Raw genomic sequence first — 21008 nt, forward strand, 5'->3', positions numbered from 1 at the left:
CACCGCCACGACGCCGACACGGCTCCGACCCGCCGCCGACTCCGCTCCGACTCAATGCGTCAGAGCGAGCTTGAAAGAGACGATCAGCAGGCCAAGCAGCAGATTGACCGTCGCGGTGATGGCCACCAGCCGTCGCGAGGCACCGGCGTGGCGTGCCGCGGCCACGGACCAGCCCACCTGCCCGGCGACAGCGACGGACAGCGCCAGCCACAGGGCACCTCGTACGTCCAGCCCCAGGAACGGGCTGACGGCGACCGCCGCGGCCGGTGGTACGGCGGCCTTGACGATCGGCCACTCGTCACGGCACACGTGCAGGATCACCCGGCGGTCCGGAGCGTGCTGCGCGAGGCGCGCCCCGAACAACTGGGCATGGACGTGCGCGATCCAGAACACCACGCTCGTGAGCAACAGCAGCAGCGCCAACTCGACGCGGGGGAACGACCCCAGGGAGCCCGCTCCGATCACGACCGAGGCCGCGAGCATGGAGCCGTAGACGCCGCCGGTGTAGTCCGTCCGGGCCCGGCGTTCGGCCCGGCGCGCCCGCCGGCCCGTGGCCCGCCCGACTCCGGCTTCGGTCCTGGACACCGGCGACTCCCTCCACTCAGCCCGTCACTCCGGCCGTCCCGGCCGGAGTGCCACCGGAGCCGGGCTCGGACGGGCGGCCCGCCCGGGCGGTCGGCAGGTGCGGTGTGACCAGGAAACTGGCGAGAGCGACGCCGCCCGTGAGCAAGATCGCCGCTTTCAGACCGTCCAACTGGGCGGAGGCGTAGGAGTCCGCGACGGCGTCGGCCTCGGACGGCGGCAACCCGGCCCGCTCGGCCGCCGAACGCACCTGCTCGGTGGAGACGAAGGTGACCCCGGCCTCGAGGCGGACACCGACCTGCTCGCGGGTTTCCGCGGACAGCCGGGGGTCGTCCGCGACCTGGGTGGTGAAGGCGTGGGCCAGCGTGCCGACGAGGATCGAACCGATGAGCGCGGTGCCCAGCGCCGAGCCCAGGTTCTGGGCCGTGAACTGGAGCCCTCCGGCCTCGCTGCGTTCCCCCTCGCCGACGCCGGACTGGACGACATTGCCGAGCTGCGAGGCGAGCAGACCGACGCCGACGCCCAGCAGGGCCATCGCCCCGGCGAACTGCGCGTCGTCGATGACCGGGTCAATGGTGGCCAGCAGCCACACGACGGCCGCGGCCAGGATCGCCAGGGCCAGCCGCACCACCCGGCGTGGCCCCACCCTGCTTCCCAGAGAGGACGCGCACAGGGAGGTCACCAGCATGGTGGCGGACACCGGCAGCAGGCGCAGCCCCGTCTGGAACGCGTTGAAGCCCTGCACCACCTGGAGATACAGCGGAATGGCGAAGAACAGTCCCAGCAGGATCAGATTCTGGCTCAGCAGAGTCATCAGGCCGGCCCGCAGCACGGGCCTGCCCAGCAGGGACAGGTGCACCAGCGGGTCGGCGCCCCGGTCCTCCCGCCGCCGCTCCCAGTACCGGAAGACGGCCAGGACCGCCACGCCGGCGCCGACGACGAACAGCGTCGGGGCGAAGCCCAGGACGGTGAAGGGAGGGTTGCGGGGCTGTACCCAGCCCCAGGTGCTGCTCTGCAGCACCCCGAGCACGCCCAGCCCCAGTCCGGCCGCGGAGAGCACCGCGCCGACCCCGTCCAGCCGGGGCCCGGGCCCGGCCGGAGCGGGCGTCGAGATCACCCGGCGGCACAGCAGGACGGCTACGACGACCACGACCTCGCCGGCGAAGACCAGCCGCCAGGTGAGGTAGGTCGTCATCCAGCCGCCCAGCAGCGGACCGACCGCGATGCCGGCACCGGCGAGCCCGCCGATGACCGCGTAGGCGACGGCCCGGTCCCGTCCGCTGTAGGACTCCGCGACGAGGGCCGCCATGGCCGGCAGCACCATGGCGGCTCCCAGACCTTCGATGACGGACCAGCCCAATGTGAGGACCCACAGCGTGGGCGCCACGGCGGTCAGGGCCGATCCCGCGCCGTAGACGACCAGCCCCACGAGGAACATGCGGCGTCGCCCCACGATGTCCCCGAACCTGCCACCGATGATCATGAAGGCCGCCATGACCAGCGCGTACAGGGTGATGACGGCCTGGATGGCCGTGACCTCCGTGTCGAAGTCCTCGACCAGCCGGCTGATGGACACGTTCATGACGGAGGTGTCCAGGACCATCAGGAACTGGGCCGTGCCGAGGACGATCAGGGCCCGCCAGTGCTTCACGCCGTCCCACCTCGCCGAGTCGGCCGGTACGCCGGAGCCGAGACGCCAGGCCGGTGACCGGTACCCGCGTGACCGGTACCCGCCCACCGCTCCCGCCGTCGCATCCGGCGTTCCCTCCATCGCACCCGATGCGGGCGTCCCGCGCCTCACCCTCCACGGGGGAGAGCCGCCCCGGCGCTGCCCCGACACCGGCGGGCGGGCGCGCGCCGAGCGTCCCCTGCCCCTTGCGGCAGCGGCCGCGTCTTCGGCTCCGCCGGGGTGCTGTGCTCTGCCTGCCGTCACGCGCCGCCCTGTCACAGGAGCCGTACCGCGGTGATGAGCCGCCACCGGATGAGGCAGGCCCTGGGGGAGTGCCGGCGGGGCGGGGCTGTAGGCCGGACGGCGCGGCAGCACATGGCCGCCGCGCCGCAGGAGCGGTGTTTCCTCACCACCGACCCCGACGACTTCAAAGGGCTGGACGACCTCCTCACCGCCGTACCGGTCACCCGCCCGAAGACGCCCCACGAAAGCTGACGCCAGGGCACCGGTGCGATGGGAGCGCAGCGGACTTCGTGGTGCGAGCGGGGCGGGCAGCGCGGCGGGGACGCCGGCGAGAGGTGCGTGGGGGCTCCTGGTGTACATGCGGAGTTCACCGCATGAACCTGATCCGGCAACCGGGCCCTTGGCGGAGATCGGCACGGTGTGCCCAGCCCCGTCAAGACGAGCACCGGTACGGCGGCCGATCACGTTGCCGAGCCGCTGTCAGGAGCCCGCCGCCATGATGGACAAGCCACTCCCGGGACGTGCCACCGTTGTCTCCACCGACCGTGTCGGCGGGGCGGACCGGGCCAGGAATCCGTGGTGGGACAACACCCGGTTCCTCTCCGCCGTGCTGATCGTGATTCTGCACACCGGCGGCAGCATCCTGGCGCGAGAAGACGTGCTGCACTCCTTCCACATCGCCAGCTGGGCCTTCCGGGTGCCCGCCTTCGTCATGTTGGCCGGTGTGTTCAGCAATGCGGGGCCGCTCGGCCCCCGTTCCCTGCGCACCCTGCTGCAGAGCATCGTGCTGCCCGCCCTCGCGTTCAGCCTGCTCTACTCGCTGGAGAGGTACTGGCTGGGCAACGAGTTCATCGTGCATGTCGTCCAACTGCCGTGGACCCTGTGGTTCCTGATGTCCCTCTTCTTCTGGCGGCTGCTCCTGCCGTTGGTGGTCCAGCTACGTCACCCACTGCTCGTCACCACGGGCGTCGCCCTCGCCGTGGGGTACGTCGAGGAGTTCGGGCTGGCCTTCTCGGCGAGCCGCACGCTCGTCTACCTCCCGCTGTTCTATCTCGGCTGGCGGATCGGCCAGGGCTTCCTGAAGAGCTGGTTCACCAGCCGCTGGAGCCTGTTCGTGGCGGTCGCCGGGATCCTTGCCTCCTGCGTCGTGGGGTGGCTGTGGCACAGGGACATCAAGGGCAACTGGCTTTCCATGCGCCATCCCTACTCCGTCGCCGACCCGCTGAGCCTGGAATGGGCCTGGGTCATCCGGCTGCTGGTGCTGGCCTCGGCCGCGGCCCTGGTGCTCTGTCTGCTGCGGCTGATGCCCCGGCGGCGGCTGCCGCTGATCACCACGTTGGGTGCCGGCGGGTTCACGGTCTACCTACTGCACCCGCTGGTCATATTGCCGGTCCGGGAACTGGGCTGGATATCACGGGTGAACACTCCGGTCGAGATCGTCGGTCTGGTGCTGTGCGCGGTTCTGCTGACGATGGTGCTCGGGTCCCCGCCGGTGCGCCGCCTGGTCCGTCCGCTGACCCGGCCGTCCACCGGCTGGCTGTTCGCCCCCGCCGCGCCCGGGCCGCAGCAGCCGGAGCGGGTACCTGCCCACGCACCACCCGTACCGGAGCCCGCGCGCACCCCGTAGTCCTCCGCGGCGAGCTCCTCCTCACTCCTTGAATGTGGCCTCATGCCGGCGACGACGACAGGGCTCGCTGCGGGGCTGACCCACGGCGGAAGGCTGTCGACGCCTGGGGACCGGGTTCGTTGATTACCCGGTGTTCCCGGTGTTCCCGGTGTTCCTCGCGGATCCCCGTACGATCTGGCACGCGTCTGGCACGAACTCTTCGTCCCGGACTACGGGCGGGGAGGTCGCTGAGGTCTCCCGACCTGATCACGGGGGTGGCAACGGTTCGTGCCGGCCGCCTGCGGTCGCCACGGTGGCTGTACTTCTCTGCTGTACCGCAGATCAACTGCCGATGATCCGCACGATCGGCTCCCGAGACGCGACCTCGATCGCTCCCCAGTCGCCTTCGAGTTGGTAGACGGCCCCGAGCTGTCGCAGCGCATCGATCCCGCCCCAGTCCTGCTCGCCGCTGGCATCCACTGCCGGCCTGATGCTGCTCCGGCGGGTCCAGGTAAGTTCTTGAACCGCGGGAAACTCGATCACGGCCTTACGAAGCAGGCAACCTCACCTTCGAGTGGGTCCCGGTATGACGGATGGGCCCACCCGATCATGAGGTCCAGCGTGATGTCCGGTCGGCCTGGTGTTGCCTGGATCTCCAGGACGAAGCTGTCCTCCAGGCTGGTGCCGTCGAAGCCGGGGAAGCTCGTGCAGTGGATCGGTTCTGCCATGCGTTCCTCCCGGACAGGGGCCCATCGGGGCGCCGTCCATAGGTCGAGGACGGCGCCCCCGGTTGGGCACGGGATTTGACCAGGTGGCCTCATCCTTATCAGGTCGATCACGGGGAGTCGTCGACGTCGGCCAACCGGCCCTGCGCTTCGGTCGATCGTCCCCTGAGGTCCGGCGCCGGCCGCCCCTGCTCGTGCTTGTTGGTGTCAGCCACTGATGTCGGTCGCTGCACGCGGTCTTGACAAGTGACCTCACTAGCGCCCGCACCACAACGAGGCACTCAGGACGCTGGTGGGGTGCGCTGCCGGGCGCGCCAGGGCCTACCGCGGTTGCGGTGCGCGGCCGGCTGCACTCAGGCCGGCGCTCGGCGGCTTGCCCGGCCCGACAGACCACCTCTTGCAGCGGTGCCCTCGGACTCGGCGGCTCAGGACGGTTATCCCATTCCTGCGGGGTACTCATCCTTGGATAGGGTCCATAACGGACAATTCGGAGGAAGTGCAATGGCGACTCAACCTCGGTCGGACATGGCAACCCATCCCGACATCGTCGCAATGCGCAATCGACACGAGATGGCCGAACGCTTCGCGTCCACCCCAAGGGCGCAAGCCGTCGAGGCCATGGCCCTGATCACAGGGCTCTACCTCGCAGCCTCACCGTGGATCGCGGGATTCAACAACTTCTCCACCCTGGCGGTCAACAATCTGATCGTCGGCATCGCCTACGCCCTCCTCATGAGCGGTGGCTTCGGCCGGGCATACGAGCGTTCGCACAGCATGGCGTGGGGTGCTTGCGCGCTGAGTGTGTGGACGATCTTTGCGCCGTGGGTTGTGGCAGGTGACGTCAGCACCACCAGGACCATAGTCAACAACATCATCGTCGGCTTGATCGCCCTGATGCTGGCCCTCATGGCAGCCGCAGCTGCCCGCCCGGTGGATCAGTCGTCCGGCGACCGCTCTTCTGCGCGTAGGTGATCAATCCCCATCCGAAGGCCGTGACCGGCCTCAACCCACCACTCACCCCAGCTCCCATCCGTACGCCCTCGACCCACACACCGTGGAACGGGCGTGGTTCCTGGCGTCCAGGCGGAGCGCGCCACTGTACGAACGACCTGGACACCAGGGCCATGTCTGCTCGGCTCTGCCCGTGTCGGCGGTGTACGGGATGGGAGCACCCCCCCCGCGCACACCACTACGGGCCCGCAGACCACTACGGGCCCGCAGCCGGCAACGGCGCCCCCTCCTTTCCGGTGCCGGCCGATCCCCCGCCGGAGGCATGCTCTTGACCGCGGGCCGCTCCACGCGGTGCTCGACTCATGGCCACCGGCCCCATCCACCTGTGGGCGCGCGGAGACGCGGCCGGGCTTGATGAAGCAGGGAAAGCCTTATCCCACCGAGATCAGTTGCTTGCCGTCGTGGCTTCGTACGTGGGGCATTGCCGTCCAAGGCCTCTAGGAGCCTGATCGCGGAGACCTCGGACGTGTGCTTGACCCGTTCAAGGCCCTGACCTGGGCAAACGTTGCCTTGAGTGTGTCACGGTGCCATCACCCGAGATGCGCCCGATGCCGGAAGCGAACCGTACCCGCCGTCGTTACCAGCGCGGTGATCCTCAGCCGCCTGAGCTTCGGACAGGGCAGTGACAGGACAGTGAGACGGGCCGCCCTGTCGCCTACGCGCGCCAGTAGCTGCGGCGGAGCAGTACCGCCAGGGGAACGATCTCGATACGGCCGAGGAACATGAGAGCGGTAAGGATCACCTTCGACAGGTGCCCGAGCGGCGCGTAGGAACCGAACGGGCCCACCTCGCCGAACGCCGGGCCGACGTTACCGAGGCAGGCCGCGGCAGCGCCGAGTGCGGTGAACGCACCGATTCCGGTCGTGCTCGCTTCGGCGTCGAGAGCGAGGCCGAACGTCCCGAGCGCGAGGACAAGCACGTAGAGGAAAGCGAACACGAGCGCCGAGCGGAGCGTGGGGTTGTCGACCACACGGCCGCTTACCCGCACCGGGAGAACAGCGTTGGGGTGAACGGCTTGCTCCAGCTCGTGGCGGGCGAAGCGAAAGAGGATGAGATGGCGAACGACCTTGATCGAGCCACTCGCCGACCCGGCGCAGGCCCCGACGAACATCAGCGCCAGCAGGGTGAGCGTCGCGAGTGTTCCCCAACTAGACCAGTCCAGTGTCGCAAAACCGGTGGTGGTCATCACCGAGACCGCCTGGAAAGCCGCGTGCCGGACGCCGCCGAGCCCGTCCACCGTGCCGTCGGCGAACAGCTCGACACCCATGACGGACGCGCTCACGGCCAGCAGGACGAGATACAGGCGCAGCTCCTCGTCGCGAGACACGGCCCGGATGTGACGCAGCGCAGCGAGGCGGTACAACCGCAGCAGGTTCACCCCGGCCACCGCCATCAGCCCGCACAGCGCCCACTGCGTCACCGGCGCGAGGCCCTGAGCCGAGTCGGCCTCCGGGGTGAACCCGCCGAGGGACACGGCGGACGTCGCGTAGGAGAACGCGTTGAAGAGACCCATCCGCGGGTCCAGCCCGGCCCACCCCAGGGAGGCCAGGACCAGCATGCCGATCACCGTCACCGCGAGGTAGACCTTCCAGAGCCGCCGGGCGGTCTCGCGAATGGTCGCGCCGAGCGACTCCACCTCGACCGGCCCCGGTAGCTCGGAGCGCAGGAGCTCGCGTCCGCCGATGCGCAGACGCGGCAGCACCGCGAGCGCCAGCACGATGATTCCCAGACCGCCCAGCCAGTGGGTGAACTGGCGCCAGAACAACATGTCGAGTCCGAGCGCGTTCACGTCGGTCAAGACCGTCGCGCCGGTGGCGGTGAACCCCGACATCGCCTCGAAGTAAGCATCGACCGGGTGATCGAGCTGCGGAACGCGGCCGAGCACGAACGGCAGCGCACCGAACACGGGCACAAGCAGCCAGACGGCGACGACGACGAGGAATCCCTCACGGATGCCCAGCGGGGGCCGCTTGCCCGTCAGACGCTTGAGCGCCAGGCCCGTCACGGCCACGGCAAGTCCGGCGACGAGGAAGGGCCATGGGGGCTCACCGGCTGCAAGCGCGACGACCGCCGGCGCAACGAACGCGACCGCGAACCACGCGAGCAGAGCACCGACGACGCCCAGCGCGGTCCGCACATCGACGCCGAGCCGTCTGCGCGGGCGCCACCGTCGCGGACGCGGCGACGAGTGCGACGGCCTCACAGGTCGTGCTCGATCACGGGGACGCGTTCGGGTTCGGTGAGGACGATTACGCGGTCCCCGGGCCGCAGTTCGTCCTCACCGTCGGGGAAGAAGACGGTGCCGCCGCGAACGATCGCGCCCACGCCGGCTCCGGGAAGCGCGTCGACCGGACCATGTGCGAACCGGCTGTCGGGCCGGACGGTGATGTCGAGCACCTCGAAGCGGTCGTCCCCCAGCATCGCCATCTGGTGTGTGCGCTCGTCGAACGTGAAGCGGGCCATCTTCTCAGCGGTTTCGTCACCCGGGTCGATCGTCACGTCGACGCCGGCGGCTTCGAAGACTTCGGCGGCAGCGGGGTCGTCGAGGACCGTCAGCGTGAGTCCGACCCCGTGGACCTTTGCGAGCACCGCCGCGTGCAGGTTGCGCGAGTCGTCTCCGCCGGCGAACACCGCTGCCCCCGCCGCACCGATGCGCTCACGACGCAGGAACGCCGGGTCGAGGCCCGTCGCGTGGAACACCCGTGCCCGGTCGAGTGCGGCCGCGGCCGCGCGCGCCCGTGCCGCATCCGGCTCGATCAGCCGCACGGAGAGCCCTTTGTCGAGCAGCACTCGAGCAATAGCCGTCCCCATGCGCCCGGCGCCGAAGAGCGCGACGTCATCGACGGGATCGGCCCCGGTGACCAGCCGGCTCCACGTGCGCGCCGCTGCAAGTGACGCCATCACGATCACCCAGTCGCCAGGTCGCATCACCTCGTGCGCAGTCGGTCTGATCCAGCTCCCGTCGCGCACGACGGCGACCACCCGCGACGCCGCGGGCAGGTCCGCATCACGCAGGGGGCGGCCGGCGAACAACGGCGGCTTCGCCTCGCGGATGTCGACGCCGAGCACGACCACCTCGCCGCCGGCGAAGAAGTCCACATGCCGCGCACCCGGCACGTGAAGGGTGCGCGCGACGGCGCTCGCGGTCTCGAACGCTGTCGAGACGAGGAGGTCCACATCGAGATCGCCCGCACGCCAGGCTGCCAGGTAGTCCATTCCGGTGGCACGGACGACCGTCCGCGCCGACGACAGCCGACGGGCGAGCATGGCGGTCACCAGGTTGACCTCGTCCCGCGACGTGCATGCCAGGACGAGCCCGGCGTCAGCCACCCCGGCTTCGAGGAGCGTCTCACGCCAGGTGCCACTACCGCGCGTGATCCGCACGTCGTAGGCGTGCGACACGGCCTCCAGGCGCGCCTCGTCGATGTCGATCACCGTGCACTCGTGCGTCTCGGCGAGCGACTTCACCACGGTGTGACCGACCTGGCCCGCACCCACCACGATGACCTGCATGCCAGCATCGTGGCACGCACGGATGCCGGCCGCCGTTGCAACGTCAGCACCGAATCCCTCAAGGCCGACCACGAGCACACCGGACCGCACGCGCCACGCCACACCTGCCGACCGTGGCGCGGGGACGGCCGGAATACGCTGGAAACGGGCCGCGGAGCCCGACTGGTGTTTCTGGGGGAGGAATACGTAGGGCTGGCCGGGACCCGCTGTACGCGGCCTTCGTGCTCGCCATCGCCATGGGGCTCCGCCGGGGTGAGATCGTCGGCCTGCGCCGGCCGGACCTCGACCTGGACAACCGCGTCCGCTACGTCCGACAGCGGACCCAGCGCCGCCGGGGCGTCCTCTACGACGACGATCCCAAGAGCCGCCGTCGCTGCGTCTTCCCGCTGTCCGTGCTCTGCATCGCCCCGCTGCGTTGGCACCGGATGGGGCGGGGCAGGCAGCTGCTCGGGCCAAGGCGGGGGAGCAGTGGCAGGAGTCCGGCTACGTCTTCACCACCCACACCGGCCGCCAGGTCGAGCCGCGGAACGTCTACCGCTCCTTCACCCGTGTCGCCCGGTCCGCCGGCCTTCGCGTGATCCGGCTGCACGACGCCCGACACGGCACGGCGACCCTCCTCACGGCGGCCGGGGGCGCGCCCCGCGTCGTGATGGAGATCCTGGGCCACTCGCAGATCAGCATCACCATGGACGTCTACACGCACGTCATGCAGGACACGCAGCGCGAGGCCATGAGCCACATGGGCCGCCTACTGCGGAGGCGCTCCGGTCGTCACTGATCGCCCGCGTCGATGTCAGGATTCGAACCTGCGACACCCGCTTTAGGAGTTTTCCCCGGGCAGGGATTTGACCTGCGAAAACGTCGACCTCGGGGTGTCTGGCCCGGGAAAATACGCTTCAGTGGTTCTCGTGTGTTCGCAGGATTTCCCAGCCTCATGTGTGCCGAATCCGTTCCAGGCGTTCACCGGGCCGGGTGCGGGCCCGGCGTCCGGACGGATACCCGCTCCGGGCACAAAGCTGTGAGCGGACGGGCGGGAACCCGTAGCCTGGGACCAGTACGCTACGCCACCTGATCAGCGCGGAGGGGATGCCGATGACCACAGCTCCCAGCGGTGTGCCTCACTCGCCGTCCCAGTCGTCGCATCCGCTGCGGACCATCCGTGACATCCGGGAGTCCCTGCCCGAGGACCAGCGCCGGCACTTCGACAGGGAGCTCGCCGACACGGAGATCGAGGCGCTGCCCGAGATGCTCCACCGCTGGGTGACGCTGAGCAATGACGGCTTCGAAGAGTTCCTGCTCTCCGCTCCCTTCGAGGGTCTGGAGTTCGGCGCTCGTTCCTACGATGAGCAGACGGACACCGAGTGATCTACCTGCTCGACACCAACGTCGTTGCCGAACTCACCACCCGGGCGAAACCAGACCCGCGCGTCATGGCCTGGTTCCGTTCCACGGCCAGGCCCGACCGCTTTCTGAGCGTGATCACTGTTGCCGAGATCGAGGCAGGGGTGGCCGCCACCCCGGATCCCGTACGACAGGCCCGCTACGCCTGAGCTCTCGCTGCGGTACGGCGCGAATATCGCGACCGCATCGCGTCGATCGGCGGGCCGGAAGCAGCCGCCTATCTCACGGTCCACAAGACGCTCAAGGCTGCCGGCGCCGGCATCGACCCACCGGATGCCCTGATCGCTGCCACCGCCTTGGCCAACGGCTGGACGGTAGCCACCCGGAACATCAAGCACATGGCCCGGACCGGGGCTCTGGTGGTCAATCCGTGGGAGCAGCAACTGTAGGTCGATGGGTTCTTCACTTACATGTGGTGCGAGACCGGAGGCCCCGCCGCCCACTCGGGCGGCGGGGCCTCCGGTCTGCTTTTCTCCGTGCCCCCGGCAGGATTCGAACCTGCGACACCCGCTTTAGGGGTTTTCCCCGGGCGGGGCTGTGGCTTGCGGAGACGTGTGCCGCAGGGTGTCTGACCAGGGGAAGGACTCCTCAGCGGTTCTCACGTGTGCACGGTGCTTCCCGTCCTCATGTGTGCTGAATACGTGCCGGTGGACGCTGTCCGGCGAAGGCCATGGGTTGCTTGGGGGGCCCGGCGAGCGGCCGGAGTGAGGTGCGGGCGTCCCGTCAGACCTTCTCGACTCGCACGGAGTGGCCCGCGAGGAGCTGATTCATGTCGTCGGTGTCGGAGGTGAAGACGGTTGCCTGGGTCCCCTGTGCGGCTTCCCGCCCGGCCACAGCCGCCAGAACGGCGTCGATGGCGTACTTGTGCCCATGCAGGCCGGCTGTCTTCAGCATGTCGCGCGCCATGGCGATCACCTGGTCGTCCGTGTGCACGACGCGGATCCGGGACAGCGTCCAGTTCCACAGCGCCTGCCTCGACGCTTCGCGCGGGTCCCATGCCTCCAAGGTGGTGAGGGCCGAGGTGACGATCGGGATGTCGAGCCGAGGGGCCGTCTTGAGCAGCGCAGCCATCTCCCGATCGCCCTGGACCGCCTTGGAGAGAGCCTCGGAGTCGAACACGAAGACGCGCTGCCGTGGCCGGGGCAACTTCGCTCGGACAGCGCGGCTCACGCGGCCTCGCCCGAAGCCGACCGCTGTTCGTCATGCCAGCCGTCGATGGCGGCGATGCGATCCAGCGCTGCCTGCTGCTCGTCGTCCGTCACGATGCCGTGCTCTTCCTCGAGACGGTCGGCCAACTCGCGCAGTCGGTCCATCGCGTCCTGATGAGCGGCGGCGGCCGCGATGTAGCCGGACACTCCGCGTGCGTCGACGCGCTCCTTGATCGATTCCACCAGCTCTTCCGGCACGGTGATGGTGATCTTCCGAGTTGCCATACTTCAAGTATGCCAGGTTCTGGGTGGTGCGGCTTGACTCCTCGAAGAAGCCGGTTCCGAAGAGCAGGGGTGCACGGGATGCCGCCCTCCACCCGGGCGAGGACTCCGGCTTGGCCTGCCACGTCCCGATCGGGCGCAGATGCAGCACGACCCGCGACAGACGAAACCGGGCAAGATCACTTCACGCATTGTCGTTGGTGTATCACCGACGGCAGTGCCGCTGAACTACGTTTTCCGGCCTGCGCGGACTGGCCGGAGCAAGCTATTCCGATTGCAAGGGTCTTGCGTTCTCCGACTTTCTCGCTGCCGACGACCTTGTGTTCTCCGTACGTAGGTGGAACATTCCTTACGAACTAGCGAATTGGGCTGGTCCGGGAGAAATTACCAGACCAGCCAAGTCGCCGCCGAGAAGTTAATTGGGGAGAGGGATCGAGTCATGCAGAAGGGTGCTTATCGGCGTACCGTGACGGCCTTTGCGCTGTCCGCATCGCTATGGGGAGGCGCAGCAGTCGCGGCACCGCAAGCCAGTGCGAGCACAAGCCAAGGAGTGGTCTACGGCAGCGGCGTGATCACTGACGACTGGGGCGACGAAGGACCGCTGGACTACAACTCTCACGACTACAGCAGGGCCACAGCTATGTGGCAGATAGTCCTCCGAATGGAAGGGCTTTATACAGGTTCAAACGATTGCGACTTCGGCCCAGCCACAATCGCGGCAACGAAAGCTTTCCAAAAGCGTCACGGACTTGAGCAAGACGGCAGTGCGGGTCCTGCGACGTTGAGCGTTGCGGATAACTATCTCTCACTAGCGAGCGACGGCGTTACCGTCTCCTACAAGGGGCAGGGTGCGTTTCAACGAAAGAATGGCACCTACTACATTTGGAGCACAAAGGGCTCGTGGATGACCGCCGCGTATAACTCGTCAAGCGGGTGCACGCTCTAGCCTCAATACCGGTAATTTAGGCGCAATCTGGTCGTTGTTGGTGGTGTGCCGAGAGCGGGTCAGCTGAAGTCATCTGGTGAACGCCTGTCGGACCGGGTCGCGGTCGGGGTGTTGACGCAGGCGTTTCCTGCGGTGCTTGTGGACGAGGTGCCGGCAAAGACGGGCCGGGTGCAGCAGCGGAACCGGCTGTTGCCTGCCCGGCTGGTGGTCTACTTCGTGCTGGCGATGTGCCTGTTTTCGGGGCAGAGCTATGAGGAGGTCGCCCGGCTGCTGACCGCGGGTCTGCACGGTGAGCGGCGGTGGCGGGCGTCGTGGGCGGTGCCGAGTTCGGCGGCGATCTGGAAGGCCGGGTCGCGGTTGGGGGTGGCGCCGCTGCGGGAGTTGTTCGCGCGGTGTGCCGGCCGGTTGCCGCACCGGGTACTCAGGGTGCTTTCTATCGCGGCTGGCGTCTGACCGCGATCGACGGCACCACGTTCGATCTGCCCGACACGAAGGCGAATGTGGAGGCGTTTGGCCGTCCGTCACGCTCCGGACGGGGTGAGCAGAACGTCGGCTACCCGCAGATCCGGATGGTCGGGCTGGTGGAGTGCGGCACCCGCGCCGTTTTCGACGCTGCAGTCGGTCCTCTGCGCACTCGCGAGCGAGCCCTGGCCCGGGCGGTCCTGCCGTCTCTTCGGCCGGGGATGATGCTGCTGGCCGACCGTGGCTTCTGCAGCGTGGACCTGTGGTCCACAGTCGCGGCGACCGGGGCCGATCTGCTGTGGCGAGTCCGCAAAGACCTCGTACTGCCCGTGGTCGAGCAGTTCCCGGACGGTTCCCACCTCACAGAGATCTTCGACCGCAGCGACATCCACCACCTCCGTCGTGGGGTCCCGGCACGCGCGGTGGAGTACGCCATTGCTGGCCACGAGGGCGTCCACCGGCTCCTCACCGCGATCCTCGACCCGGATCAGGCCAGCCCCGAAAAGACCGCACTAAGCCGTAGAGTCCCCGTCAGCAAGCTGCCGGGGACTCGTGAACGATTTAGGCTAGGAAGGCACTGATCTGTAATCGCATACGATATCCGCGCCGTTCCAACACGCTTCCACCCCTATGACGGTGCCGGAGAACGTCCGGTTCCCGCACCCGGCGGCCGATCCATTTCCGTCGCCGACTTTGACCGGAGATCCGCTTCTGAAGTAGAACGTACCGGAGACCCCGACCCCGTCCGCCTCCATGTCGCAAACCTCAACCCAGTGGCGGTCCGCCCCGACGCCGACGTAATTGCTGAACACGTTCATCCGCCAGTAGCTCGCCGCTTGAGCCGGGAGGCTGGAAGCGAGAAAGAGCAGGGCGGCACCCACAAACACAGCAGCGAACCTGGCAAATACCGATCGACCGATCTTCATCTGTCCCCAATCAGAATCCAGTAGCGAGCCTATTCATTGGTTCCCCTGTCGGCCCGCGGTTGTTGTGGCCCCGGTGAGAGAGGTCGGCACTCTGACCAGAGGGGATCTTGTCAGAATCTCCAGATGGGCGGGAAGGGTTCTTTCAAGCCATCTTTGAGTCAGTGTCCTGAGTCGGAGATTCTCTGGCAGGAGCTGGCGAGTCCGTCCAGGATCTCGTCGGCGGTCTTCGTCCAGACGAATGGTCTGGGTTGTTCGTTCCAGTCGTCGACGCAGCCTCGGATGTCATGCACGAGCGTTTGGGTGGAGCGGTGGGCACCGCGACGGAGCTTCTTGCGGTCAGTTCCCCGAACCACAGCTCCAACAAGTTCAGGCAGGATGAGCCGGGGGGTGTGAAGGGGGCAAGGCCCAAGAACTATCCGCCGGAGTTCAAGGCGGACGCGGTCGCGCTGTACGAGTCGCGGCCCGAAGCGACGATCAGGTCGGTCGCCGCCGATCTGGGGATCAACCCGGAAACCCTGCGGAACTGGGTCCGGGCAGCCGGAGCAATTCGGCCCGGGGACGCCGGACTCAGGAACCGGCCCAGCCGCCGACCCCGCTGGAGGCGGAGAACGCGGCGCTGCGGAAGAAGGTCCGCGAGCCGGAGGAGGAACGTGAGATCCTCCGGAAAGCAGCCAAGTATTTCGCCGGGGAGACACGCTGGTGAACCGCTTCCAGTGCGTCGCCGACCATCAGCGCCGTTACGGCGTGAAGCGGCTGTGCAGCATCCTCGTCGTCGCCTGCTCGAGCTTCTACTACTGGCGCCGGACAGCCGCGGGCCGGGCCGCCCGGCAGGCGGCCGACGCAAGCCTGGCCGCCCGGATACGCGCGGTGCACAGGAATCGGATGGCACCTACGGAGCCCCGCGGATCACCGCGAGACGAGCGGTGCGGCGGTCAACCACAAGCGTGTCGCCAGGATCATGCGGGCATCCGGGATCGAAGGAGTCCGGTTGCGGCGCCGGCACCGCACCACCGTCCCCGACCCTGCCGCGGCCAGGGCGCCGGACCTGATCGGCCGCGACTTCACCGCCCAGAGGCCGAACACGAAGTACGTCGGCGACATTCCCTACCTGCCCATCGACGGCGGGAAGTTCTGTTACCTGGCGACCGTCATCGACCTCGCATCGCGGCGTCTGGCCGGCTGGGCAATCGCCGACCACATGCGCACGGACCTGGTCACCGACGCCCTCGCGGCGGCGATCCGCACCCGCGGCAGTCTCGCCGGATCGCTCATGCACACCGATCACGGAGCCCAGTACACGAGCAGGGCCTTCGCCGAAGCCTGCAGGTCAGCAGGCGTCCGACGAAGCATGAGCGCAGTCGGATCCAGCGCGGACAACGCACTCGCCGAGTCCTTCAACGCCACCTTCAAACGCGAGACCCTGCAAGGACGGAAGAGCTGGCCGGACGAGCGTGAGGCCCGCCTCGGCGCGTTCCGATGGCTTCGTCGCCACAACACCCGGCGCCGGCACTCCCGCCTCGGACAACGATCACCGATCACCTTCGAGAACGTCCTCCAACTCACACCAACTACGCTGGCACAAGCCGCACAACCCGTGTCCAGGATCCGAGGTCGAGGCCCACTCCTCGATCACCATCATGTCGGACACGTACACGAGCCTGCTCCCCGAGGCGGATCTGGCGATCGCGGAGGCCGCAGCCCGGCTCGTGCCGCGAGCGCGCGCCACAGCCGAGGACACCCGGCCTGGGGCGGGCGCCCAGCCCGGCGAGACCAGCGAGTCCATGCCGGATGATGCTGATCCGTGGGGACGGATCGGGGACGGCAACTCCCCGTCCGCTCACGCAAACGGCCTCGGACGAGAAGTCCAAGGCCGAGTAGAGCCCCTCCCTAGGGGATAAACCCCAGGTCAGAGCGGTAACGCGTTGTGCCCCCGGCAGGATTCGAACCTGCGACACCCGCTTTAGGAGTTTTCCCTGGGCGGGGCTTTGACCTGCAGAGATGCAGGCTAAAGGGTGTCTGGCCCGGGAAAGTACCCCTCCGTGGTTCTCGTGTGTTCGCGGGGTTCCCCGGCCTCATATGTGCTGAATCTGTTCCAGGAGGGCTGCCCGTGACGACTGCCGGCCTGCCCTGGTCGCTCACTGCGTTCACGGTCGAAGGCTTGTCGGCGCAAGTCTTCGGCCATGAAGTGCTACCCAGTAGCACCGAGTGCTACCGTGGTTGATATGAGCGTTCAGCCCGAAATCACCCAACGGGATCTGCGCAGCCGGTCCCGAGAGATCATGGATGCCATACAGGGCGGCCAGTCGTTCACCGTCACCCGCGACGGACACCCGATCGGTCAGCTCGTCCCGCTGCGCCGACGCCGTCGGTTCGTCTCCCGCCAGGAGTTCGCCGCGATGTCCAGGACTGCGCCCGACATCGACCTCGACACGTTCCGCGCCGACCAGGGCGCCACGGCCGACACCTACCCGGACGATCCCTATGCCCGCTGACCGCTCGACGTATCAGCAAGGTCTCCTTGATACCAACATCATGATTCTGCGCCGCTGGGTGGCCCCCGAGGAGCTACCGGACGAGATGGCGATCACCGCCATCACCCTGGCCGAGTTGTCCGCCGGCCCGCACGAGGTCCGTCGCAACGACGAACAGAGCAGTTACGACGAACACGCCGAACGTGCCCGCAGGCTCGATGTCCTGCAACGCGCCGAGAACGAGTTCGACCCCATCCCCTTCGACGCCGAAGCGGCCCGCATCTACGGCCGTATCTGTGCCGCAGTGATCAGCGCGGGCCGAAAGCCGCGCCGCCGGGTGGCCGACCTGATGATCGCTGCCATCGCCGTGGCCGAGGACCTTCCCCTCTTCACCACCAACCCCGACGACTTCAAGGGGCTGGACGACCTCCTCACCGTTGTACCGATCACTCGCCCGAAAGTGCCCCACGGGGGCTGACGCCAGGGCACCGGTGCGGTAGGAGCACAACGGACTTCGTGGTCCGGGCGTGGCACAGACGCGATCATGCAGCAGGGCCGGTTCGGGGGATCAGGCCCCTCGAACCGGCCCATGGCTACTGTGCCCCCGGCAGGATTCGAACCTGCGACACCCGCTTTAGGAGTTTTCCCCGGGCAGGGCTATGACCTGCGAAAACGTCAGCCTTGGGGTGTCTGGCCTGGAGAACCACCCCTCCGTGGTTCTCACGGGTTCGCGGAGCTTCCCGGCCTCATGTGTGCTGAATCCGTTCCGGGCCGACTGCAGGGGGGACCTCTTGTCGCAGGTCGCGGGCGCGCGGCCAGGGGGAGACATGGGCCGCGGAGGTCCGCGGAGGCTTGCGCTATGCAATTGGAGGTATATACCGTTGATTGCATGACGGAGCGGTGGGAGATCGAGATCGAACCCGAGGTGCGGGATTGGCTGGAGCTACTTCCGTTCCGCCTCTACCGGCGGGTGGAGGACAAGACAGACCGTCTGCTGGACGAGCCGACGACGCTCGGGGAGCCGTACTCGCGTCACCTGGGCGGCAAGCTGCGCGAGCTGCGCTTCGAGCTGGACGGCGAGGCCGTGCGCCTCCCGTACTGGCTCGCTCCCGGGCAGCGGATCGTTCTGCTGACGGTGTTCCGCAAGACGAGGATGCGTGAGGCGGCGCAAGTCGAGCGTGCGCACCAGGCCCAGAAGGTCTGCGAGGCCGAGCATGGTCATGCCCAGTACACCTACGAGCGGCGCAAGGAGAGCTGATGAATCACAGCACGTGGAGGACGCGCCGGGCCCGGCAGCTTGCGGGTGAGGCGGTGGAGTACGACCAGGAGTACGTCGACGCGCGGCTGGCCGGCGATCTCGGGCAGGCGGTCTACGACCGTCGGATCGAGCTCGGCCTGTCCCAGGCGGAGCTGGCCGAGCGGGCCGGGATGACGCAGCCTCAGGTCTCCCGGATGGAGGGCGGCGACACCGTGCCGACGCTTCCTCTGCTGCGACGCTTGGCCAAGGCCCTGGACGGCACGCTGAACCTGACCATCGACGAAGGCGACTCGCATGTCACCTTCACTCCGCACGCCGCCTGAGCCGCTGGCAGGCGGGCCGTCGGCCATGAATCCCGAAGGGCACCTACGAGAGTTCGTAGGTGCCCTTCTGCTGTGCCCCCGGCAGGATTCGAACCTGCGACACCCGCTTTAGGAGTTCGATCCGAACGTGGCCCGGTAGCGTCACCACACGGTCGGGTTGGCTGAGGCGGGCCGTGCTTGGGTGCCCACGTCCGGTGCTGTTGATGTCACCCGTGGATGTCAGCCGGAGCTAGCGCTTCTTGCGGATCCTGCGCTTCTTCTCCTTGGCTTCTTTCTCCTTGCGCTGGGCCACACCGTACGCGGACCACGGTCCCTGATGAACCGGGCACCGGGATGTGCCTGTCACCACCTTCCGCTGACACGACCCTCCTGTCTTGGTCGTCGCACCACACTTCGCCACGCTGCCTCCCCCTCCGGTCTCGACACGCAGTACGTCAAGCTCTAGGCACGGTGACTTAGCTTCTGCTGACGGGGAAGGCGCACGCTGGATCTGCCAGGTGCACGCGGGCGCACACCAAGACCTCAGCTTGGGAAGCTGCGATCATTTGGGGCTGACTCGGTCGCTGACCTGCGCGAACGGCATGGGTGCCGCCTCGTTGGCCTCGGCGGCTTTTACCGTGGTTCCCCGCTGCTTCCCGCTCGGTCTGGTGCGCTTGTGGTGCAGCGGTGTTGTCAGCGCTCGCCCGTACGCTACGAAGCGTTGGGTCGGTCTGCTGCCGCTGTACAGCGAGAGCGCGACCAAGGGGGGTGGCTCAGAAGAGGTCCCCGAACCACGATGGTCCGGGACTTCGTGAAGCTCCGATACCACCCCCCTCCCAAGCCTCCGGGGACGTGCACGACTTTCCCACTGTGTTGGTGCCCCACGGGACCGCGTACAGGGTTGTTGTGGTTCCCCGCTCGATCGGGCGCGCGAGGGGCACGGAAGGGGCACGCGCGGACGGCTATTGAGAGATCAGAATCTCGTAAACGATCTCGCAGAGCGCGGCGGGCACCACGATGTCCGCGGTCTCCACAGGTCGCCCGTCGTCGCTGTAGTACGTCCGCCGGATGTGCGTGACAAGCGAGCCCTTCTGGATGCCGAGGAGTGAGGCCTCCTCGGCGGTCGCCTGCCTCGGCTCCGGCTGCTCCACGACGTGGCTGACGGTGATGCCGATCTCCGCCATGCGGTTCACGACCCCAGCCCCGGCGTGCGGCCCTCCCTCGGGGAGGACGACGAGCGTGCCGGCGGTGAGGTCGTACGGCTCCCAGCTCGTCGACAACTGCACCGGCCGGCCGTCGGCGAGGAACTCGTACGCCGTCCGCACGCACAGCTCACCTTCGGCGATACCGAGACGCGTGGCGATCTCCGCCGGTGCCGGCACCTTGGCCTCGGTCCGGCTCTCCCAGTCACCTTGCCTGCCCACGGCCTTCATGTCGGCGCGGAACGGGGAGCCGCTGGGCTGCTCGCGCGCCGATGATCGGACCACCCGTACGCGCTGCCGTGGCTCGGCGACGTAGGTGCCGGAACCGGCGCGGCCTTCCAGCACACCTTGGGAGATCAGCAACTCCTGTGCTCGGCGCACCACGTTGTCGCCGACGCCGTACTCCTGGCCGATGTGGGCGCGGGAGGGAAGCCGGTCCCCCGGCTCCCACTCGTGCTCCGCGATCCGCCGCCGTAGCTCGTCGGCGATGCGGAGATAGGGCGGTTGCTCAGGCATATGGAAAATCTAGTCCACTAGCTCTAATCTAGTTAACTAGCTTCACTCAAAGTGATCGCCGCTAACCGGAGGGCTGCCCTGTGCCTGCTTCCAAGGAGCGCGCGGAGGCCATCGCCGCCCGGTTATCGGCCGTCGGGCTCGCCACGCGCGTGGAGGAGCGCGACGACTGCATGGCCATCGAGGCGGAGGTGCCGGAACCACTCGCCGCCGAGTCATGGCGGGAGGTCCTGGAAGCGGTGGCTACGGCCGACCGCTTCGGCCTCCTCGCCACCAGTTCGAACGACCGCACCCTCTGGGCGGTCGTACGCAAACGGTCCCCGCGACGGGCGATGTCGGGGGACCGGGTCATCAGCGATAGGGGCTGAACACCGTGCTCAATCGTATCCGCCGTACCGTCTCGCACCTCAGGGAGCGGTACCTCTACAAGGGCCGGCACCGCCGCTCCGAAACGCCTGTGCGGCCGGTGGCCGTGTCCCCGGAAGTCGCTTACGGCGCAGTGCTGTTCCTGCGTCGGCACCGCGAGCACACGGGCGTTCTCGTGGGGGAGGAGACGGCGCTCGTCCGCCCGTATGTACTGGCCAGTGAGGCGCGAGCACGGCACCGCTCGGCGGCCGTGAGCTGCGCTCCCCTCGCCGGTCCTTGGTACGCCTCGGCGGGTGACCGCTGATGCCGTCCCGCCAACAGCCCCACACCACCCAACCGGGGCCCGACTCCTACCGGTCGACCTCCTGCCGCATCGGCACAC

23 protein-coding genes and 5 pseudogenes are annotated in these 21008 nt (G+C 68.1%); 17 read left to right on the forward strand and 11 right to left on the reverse strand.

Annotated features, from left to right (window positions below):
- Positions 1 to 51 precede the first annotated feature (51 nt).
- Positions 52 to 585, reverse strand: a complete 534-nt coding sequence (locus ACIF80_RS10570) for a hypothetical protein (RefSeq protein WP_399802031.1) — start codon at positions 583 to 585, stop codon at positions 52 to 54.
- Between the two features lie 16 nt (positions 586 to 601).
- Positions 602 to 2233 (reverse strand): MFS transporter, encoded by a 1632-nt coding sequence (locus ACIF80_RS10575; RefSeq protein WP_399802032.1) that lies wholly within the window; start codon positions 2231 to 2233, stop codon positions 602 to 604.
- A 330-nt stretch (positions 2234 to 2563) separates the two neighbouring features.
- Here ACIF80_RS10575 and ACIF80_RS10580 point away from each other — a divergent pair, with 330 nt between their 5' ends.
- Positions 2564 to 2746: a hypothetical protein gene (locus ACIF80_RS10580; RefSeq protein ID WP_399802034.1), complete on the forward strand. Its 183-nt coding sequence runs from the start codon at positions 2564 to 2566 to the stop codon at positions 2744 to 2746.
- 244 nt (positions 2747 to 2990) lie between these two features.
- Positions 2991 to 4121: an acyltransferase family protein gene (locus ACIF80_RS10585; protein WP_399802036.1), complete on the forward strand. Its 1131-nt coding sequence runs from the start codon at positions 2991 to 2993 to the stop codon at positions 4119 to 4121.
- Between the two features lie 321 nt (positions 4122 to 4442).
- Here the strand turns inward: ACIF80_RS10585 and ACIF80_RS10590 are convergent, their stop codons facing one another.
- Both ACIF80_RS10590 and ACIF80_RS10595 read right to left on the reverse strand, forming a co-directional pair.
- Positions 4443 to 4643, reverse strand: coding sequence for a hypothetical protein (locus tag ACIF80_RS10590; RefSeq protein ID WP_399802038.1), 201 nt, complete (start codon positions 4641 to 4643; stop codon positions 4443 to 4445).
- A complete protein-coding gene (locus ACIF80_RS10595; RefSeq protein ID WP_399802040.1) occupies positions 4640 to 4828 on the reverse strand; it encodes a hypothetical protein in 189 nt (62 codons plus the stop codon). The genes ACIF80_RS10590 and ACIF80_RS10595 overlap by 4 nt, the downstream gene beginning before the upstream one ends.
- A 522-nt stretch (positions 4829 to 5350) precedes the next feature.
- On the opposite strand from ACIF80_RS10595, the gene ACIF80_RS10600 reads away from it, so the two are divergent.
- On the forward strand, positions 5351 to 5797 hold the full coding sequence (locus ACIF80_RS10600) for an SPW repeat protein (protein WP_399802043.1): 447 nt from the start codon (positions 5351 to 5353) through the stop codon (positions 5795 to 5797).
- Positions 5798 to 6491: 694 nt separating this feature from the next.
- On the opposite strand, the gene ACIF80_RS10605 is transcribed toward ACIF80_RS10600, so the two are convergent.
- A complete protein-coding gene (locus ACIF80_RS10605) occupies positions 6492 to 7973 on the reverse strand; it encodes a TrkH family potassium uptake protein (protein ID WP_399802045.1) in 1482 nt (493 codons plus the stop codon).
- A 62-nt stretch (positions 7974 to 8035) separates the two neighbouring features.
- Positions 8036 to 9451: a Trk system potassium transporter TrkA gene (gene trkA / locus ACIF80_RS10610; protein WP_399802048.1), complete on the reverse strand. Its 1416-nt coding sequence runs from the start codon at positions 9449 to 9451 to the stop codon at positions 8036 to 8038.
- A 95-nt stretch (positions 9452 to 9546) separates the two neighbouring features.
- Here trkA and ACIF80_RS10615 point away from each other — a divergent pair.
- From ACIF80_RS10615 to ACIF80_RS10630, 4 genes and pseudogenes are all read left to right on the forward strand, one after another.
- Positions 9547 to 10127 (forward strand): annotated as a pseudogene (locus tag ACIF80_RS10615) (tyrosine-type recombinase/integrase); the annotation flags it as partial.
- A 314-nt stretch (positions 10128 to 10441) separates the two neighbouring features.
- A complete protein-coding gene (locus ACIF80_RS10620; protein WP_399802050.1) occupies positions 10442 to 10714 on the forward strand; it encodes a hypothetical protein in 273 nt (90 codons plus the stop codon).
- Positions 10711 to 10899 (forward strand): hypothetical protein, encoded by a 189-nt coding sequence (locus ACIF80_RS10625; protein WP_399802052.1) that lies wholly within the window; start codon positions 10711 to 10713, stop codon positions 10897 to 10899. The genes ACIF80_RS10620 and ACIF80_RS10625 overlap by 4 nt, the downstream gene beginning before the upstream one ends.
- A 30-nt stretch (positions 10900 to 10929) precedes the next feature.
- Positions 10930 to 11139, forward strand: a pseudogene (locus ACIF80_RS10630) (PIN domain-containing protein); the annotation flags it as partial.
- Positions 11140 to 11473: 334 nt separating this feature from the next.
- Here ACIF80_RS10630 and ACIF80_RS10635 read toward each other — a convergent pair.
- Entirely contained in the window at positions 11474 to 11920 is a 447-nt protein-coding gene (locus ACIF80_RS10635) for a hypothetical protein (protein WP_399802054.1), read from the reverse strand.
- Positions 11917 to 12183, reverse strand: coding sequence for a hypothetical protein (locus tag ACIF80_RS10640; RefSeq protein WP_399802056.1), 267 nt, complete (start codon positions 12181 to 12183; stop codon positions 11917 to 11919). Before ACIF80_RS10640 ends, ACIF80_RS10635 begins: the two co-directional genes overlap by 4 nt.
- 436 nt (positions 12184 to 12619) lie before the next feature.
- On the opposite strand from ACIF80_RS10640, the gene ACIF80_RS10645 reads away from it, so the two are divergent.
- The 3 genes from ACIF80_RS10645 (at position 12620) to ACIF80_RS10655 (ending at position 14169) form a co-directional block, all read left to right on the forward strand.
- Entirely contained in the window at positions 12620 to 13126 is a 507-nt protein-coding gene (locus ACIF80_RS10645) for a peptidoglycan-binding protein (RefSeq protein ID WP_399802059.1), read from the forward strand.
- A 147-nt stretch (positions 13127 to 13273) separates the two neighbouring features.
- Complete coding sequence (locus ACIF80_RS10650) at positions 13274 to 13579, forward strand: transposase domain-containing protein (RefSeq protein WP_399802628.1); 306 nt, start codon at positions 13274 to 13276, stop codon at positions 13577 to 13579.
- Positions 13519 to 14169 (forward strand): IS4 family transposase, encoded by a 651-nt coding sequence (locus tag ACIF80_RS10655; RefSeq protein WP_399802061.1) that lies wholly within the window; start codon positions 13519 to 13521, stop codon positions 14167 to 14169. Before ACIF80_RS10650 ends, ACIF80_RS10655 begins: the two co-directional genes overlap by 61 nt.
- On the opposite strand, the gene ACIF80_RS10660 is transcribed toward ACIF80_RS10655, so the two are convergent.
- The gene (locus ACIF80_RS10660) at positions 14155 to 14514 is read right to left on the reverse strand and encodes a hypothetical protein (RefSeq protein WP_399802064.1); all 360 of its coding nucleotides are present in this window, start codon (positions 14512 to 14514) and stop codon (positions 14155 to 14157) included. The genes ACIF80_RS10655 and ACIF80_RS10660 overlap by 15 nt on opposite strands.
- A gap of 158 nt (positions 14515 to 14672) precedes the next feature.
- Positions 14673 to 14908, reverse strand: a pseudogene (locus ACIF80_RS10665) (IS630 family transposase); the annotation flags it as partial.
- Here ACIF80_RS10665 and ACIF80_RS10670 point away from each other — a divergent pair.
- From ACIF80_RS10670 to ACIF80_RS10690, 5 genes and pseudogenes are all read left to right on the forward strand, one after another.
- Positions 14904 to 16102: pseudogene (locus ACIF80_RS10670) on the forward strand (IS3 family transposase); the annotation flags it as partial. The pseudogenes ACIF80_RS10665 and ACIF80_RS10670 overlap by 5 nt on opposite strands.
- 634 nt (positions 16103 to 16736) lie before the next feature.
- Positions 16737 to 17006 carry a type II toxin-antitoxin system Phd/YefM family antitoxin gene (locus tag ACIF80_RS10675; protein ID WP_399802066.1) on the forward strand — a complete coding sequence of 90 codons (270 nt, stop codon included), beginning with the start codon at positions 16737 to 16739 and terminating at the stop codon, positions 17004 to 17006.
- Positions 16996 to 17463, forward strand: a complete 468-nt coding sequence (locus ACIF80_RS10680; RefSeq protein ID WP_399802069.1) for a type II toxin-antitoxin system VapC family toxin — start codon at positions 16996 to 16998, stop codon at positions 17461 to 17463. Before ACIF80_RS10675 ends, ACIF80_RS10680 begins: the two co-directional genes overlap by 11 nt.
- A gap of 411 nt (positions 17464 to 17874) precedes the next feature.
- A complete protein-coding gene (locus ACIF80_RS10685; protein WP_399802071.1) occupies positions 17875 to 18243 on the forward strand; it encodes a type II toxin-antitoxin system RelE/ParE family toxin in 369 nt (122 codons plus the stop codon).
- Positions 18243 to 18566: a helix-turn-helix transcriptional regulator gene (locus tag ACIF80_RS10690; RefSeq protein WP_361211459.1), complete on the forward strand. Its 324-nt coding sequence runs from the start codon at positions 18243 to 18245 to the stop codon at positions 18564 to 18566. Before ACIF80_RS10685 ends, ACIF80_RS10690 begins: the two co-directional genes overlap by 1 nt.
- A 941-nt stretch (positions 18567 to 19507) precedes the next feature.
- Here ACIF80_RS10690 and ACIF80_RS10695 read toward each other — a convergent pair.
- Positions 19508 to 20263 carry a GntR family transcriptional regulator gene (locus ACIF80_RS10695; RefSeq protein ID WP_399802073.1) on the reverse strand — a complete coding sequence of 252 codons (756 nt, stop codon included), beginning with the start codon at positions 20261 to 20263 and terminating at the stop codon, positions 19508 to 19510.
- Positions 20264 to 20343: 80 nt separating this feature from the next.
- On the opposite strand from ACIF80_RS10695, the pseudogene ACIF80_RS10700 reads away from it, so the two are divergent.
- A pseudogene (locus ACIF80_RS10700) lies at positions 20344 to 20621 on the forward strand (hypothetical protein).
- Between the two features lie 12 nt (positions 20622 to 20633).
- The gene (locus tag ACIF80_RS10705) at positions 20634 to 20930 is read left to right on the forward strand and encodes a hypothetical protein (protein ID WP_399802076.1); all 297 of its coding nucleotides are present in this window, start codon (positions 20634 to 20636) and stop codon (positions 20928 to 20930) included.
- Positions 20931 to 21008: the final 78 nt, after the last annotated feature.

This window comes from Streptomyces sp. NPDC085927, from assembly GCF_044540975.1.
GTDB lineage: Bacteria > Actinomycetota > Actinomycetes > Streptomycetales > Streptomycetaceae > Streptomyces > Streptomyces hirsutus.

Coding starts and splice junctions, on each gene's coding strand:
- ACIF80_RS10580 (WP_399802034.1), top strand. CDS start 2,564: ATGAGGCAGGCCCTGGGGGAGTGCCGGCGGGGCGGGGCTGTAGGCCGG.
- ACIF80_RS10585 (WP_399802036.1), top strand. CDS start 2,991: ATGATGGACAAGCCACTCCCGGGACGTGCCACCGTTGTCTCCACCGAC.
- ACIF80_RS10595 (WP_399802040.1), bottom strand. CDS start 4,828: ATGGCAGAACCGATCCACTGCACGAGCTTCCCCGGCTTCGACGGCACC.
- ACIF80_RS10600 (WP_399802043.1), top strand. CDS start 5,351: ATGGCAACCCATCCCGACATCGTCGCAATGCGCAATCGACACGAGATG.
- ACIF80_RS10620 (WP_399802050.1), top strand. CDS start 10,442: ATGACCACAGCTCCCAGCGGTGTGCCTCACTCGCCGTCCCAGTCGTCG.
- ACIF80_RS10640 (WP_399802056.1), bottom strand. CDS start 12,183: ATGGCAACTCGGAAGATCACCATCACCGTGCCGGAAGAGCTGGTGGAA.
- ACIF80_RS10645 (WP_399802059.1), top strand. CDS start 12,620: ATGCAGAAGGGTGCTTATCGGCGTACCGTGACGGCCTTTGCGCTGTCC.
- ACIF80_RS10660 (WP_399802064.1), bottom strand. CDS start 14,514: ATGAAGATCGGTCGATCGGTATTTGCCAGGTTCGCTGCTGTGTTTGTG.
- ACIF80_RS10675 (WP_399802066.1), top strand. CDS start 16,737: ATGAGCGTTCAGCCCGAAATCACCCAACGGGATCTGCGCAGCCGGTCC.
- ACIF80_RS10680 (WP_399802069.1), top strand. CDS start 16,996: ATGCCCGCTGACCGCTCGACGTATCAGCAAGGTCTCCTTGATACCAAC.
- ACIF80_RS10685 (WP_399802071.1), top strand. CDS start 17,875: ATGACGGAGCGGTGGGAGATCGAGATCGAACCCGAGGTGCGGGATTGG.
- ACIF80_RS10690 (WP_361211459.1), top strand. CDS start 18,243: ATGAATCACAGCACGTGGAGGACGCGCCGGGCCCGGCAGCTTGCGGGT.
- ACIF80_RS10695 (WP_399802073.1), bottom strand. CDS start 20,263: ATGCCTGAGCAACCGCCCTATCTCCGCATCGCCGACGAGCTACGGCGG.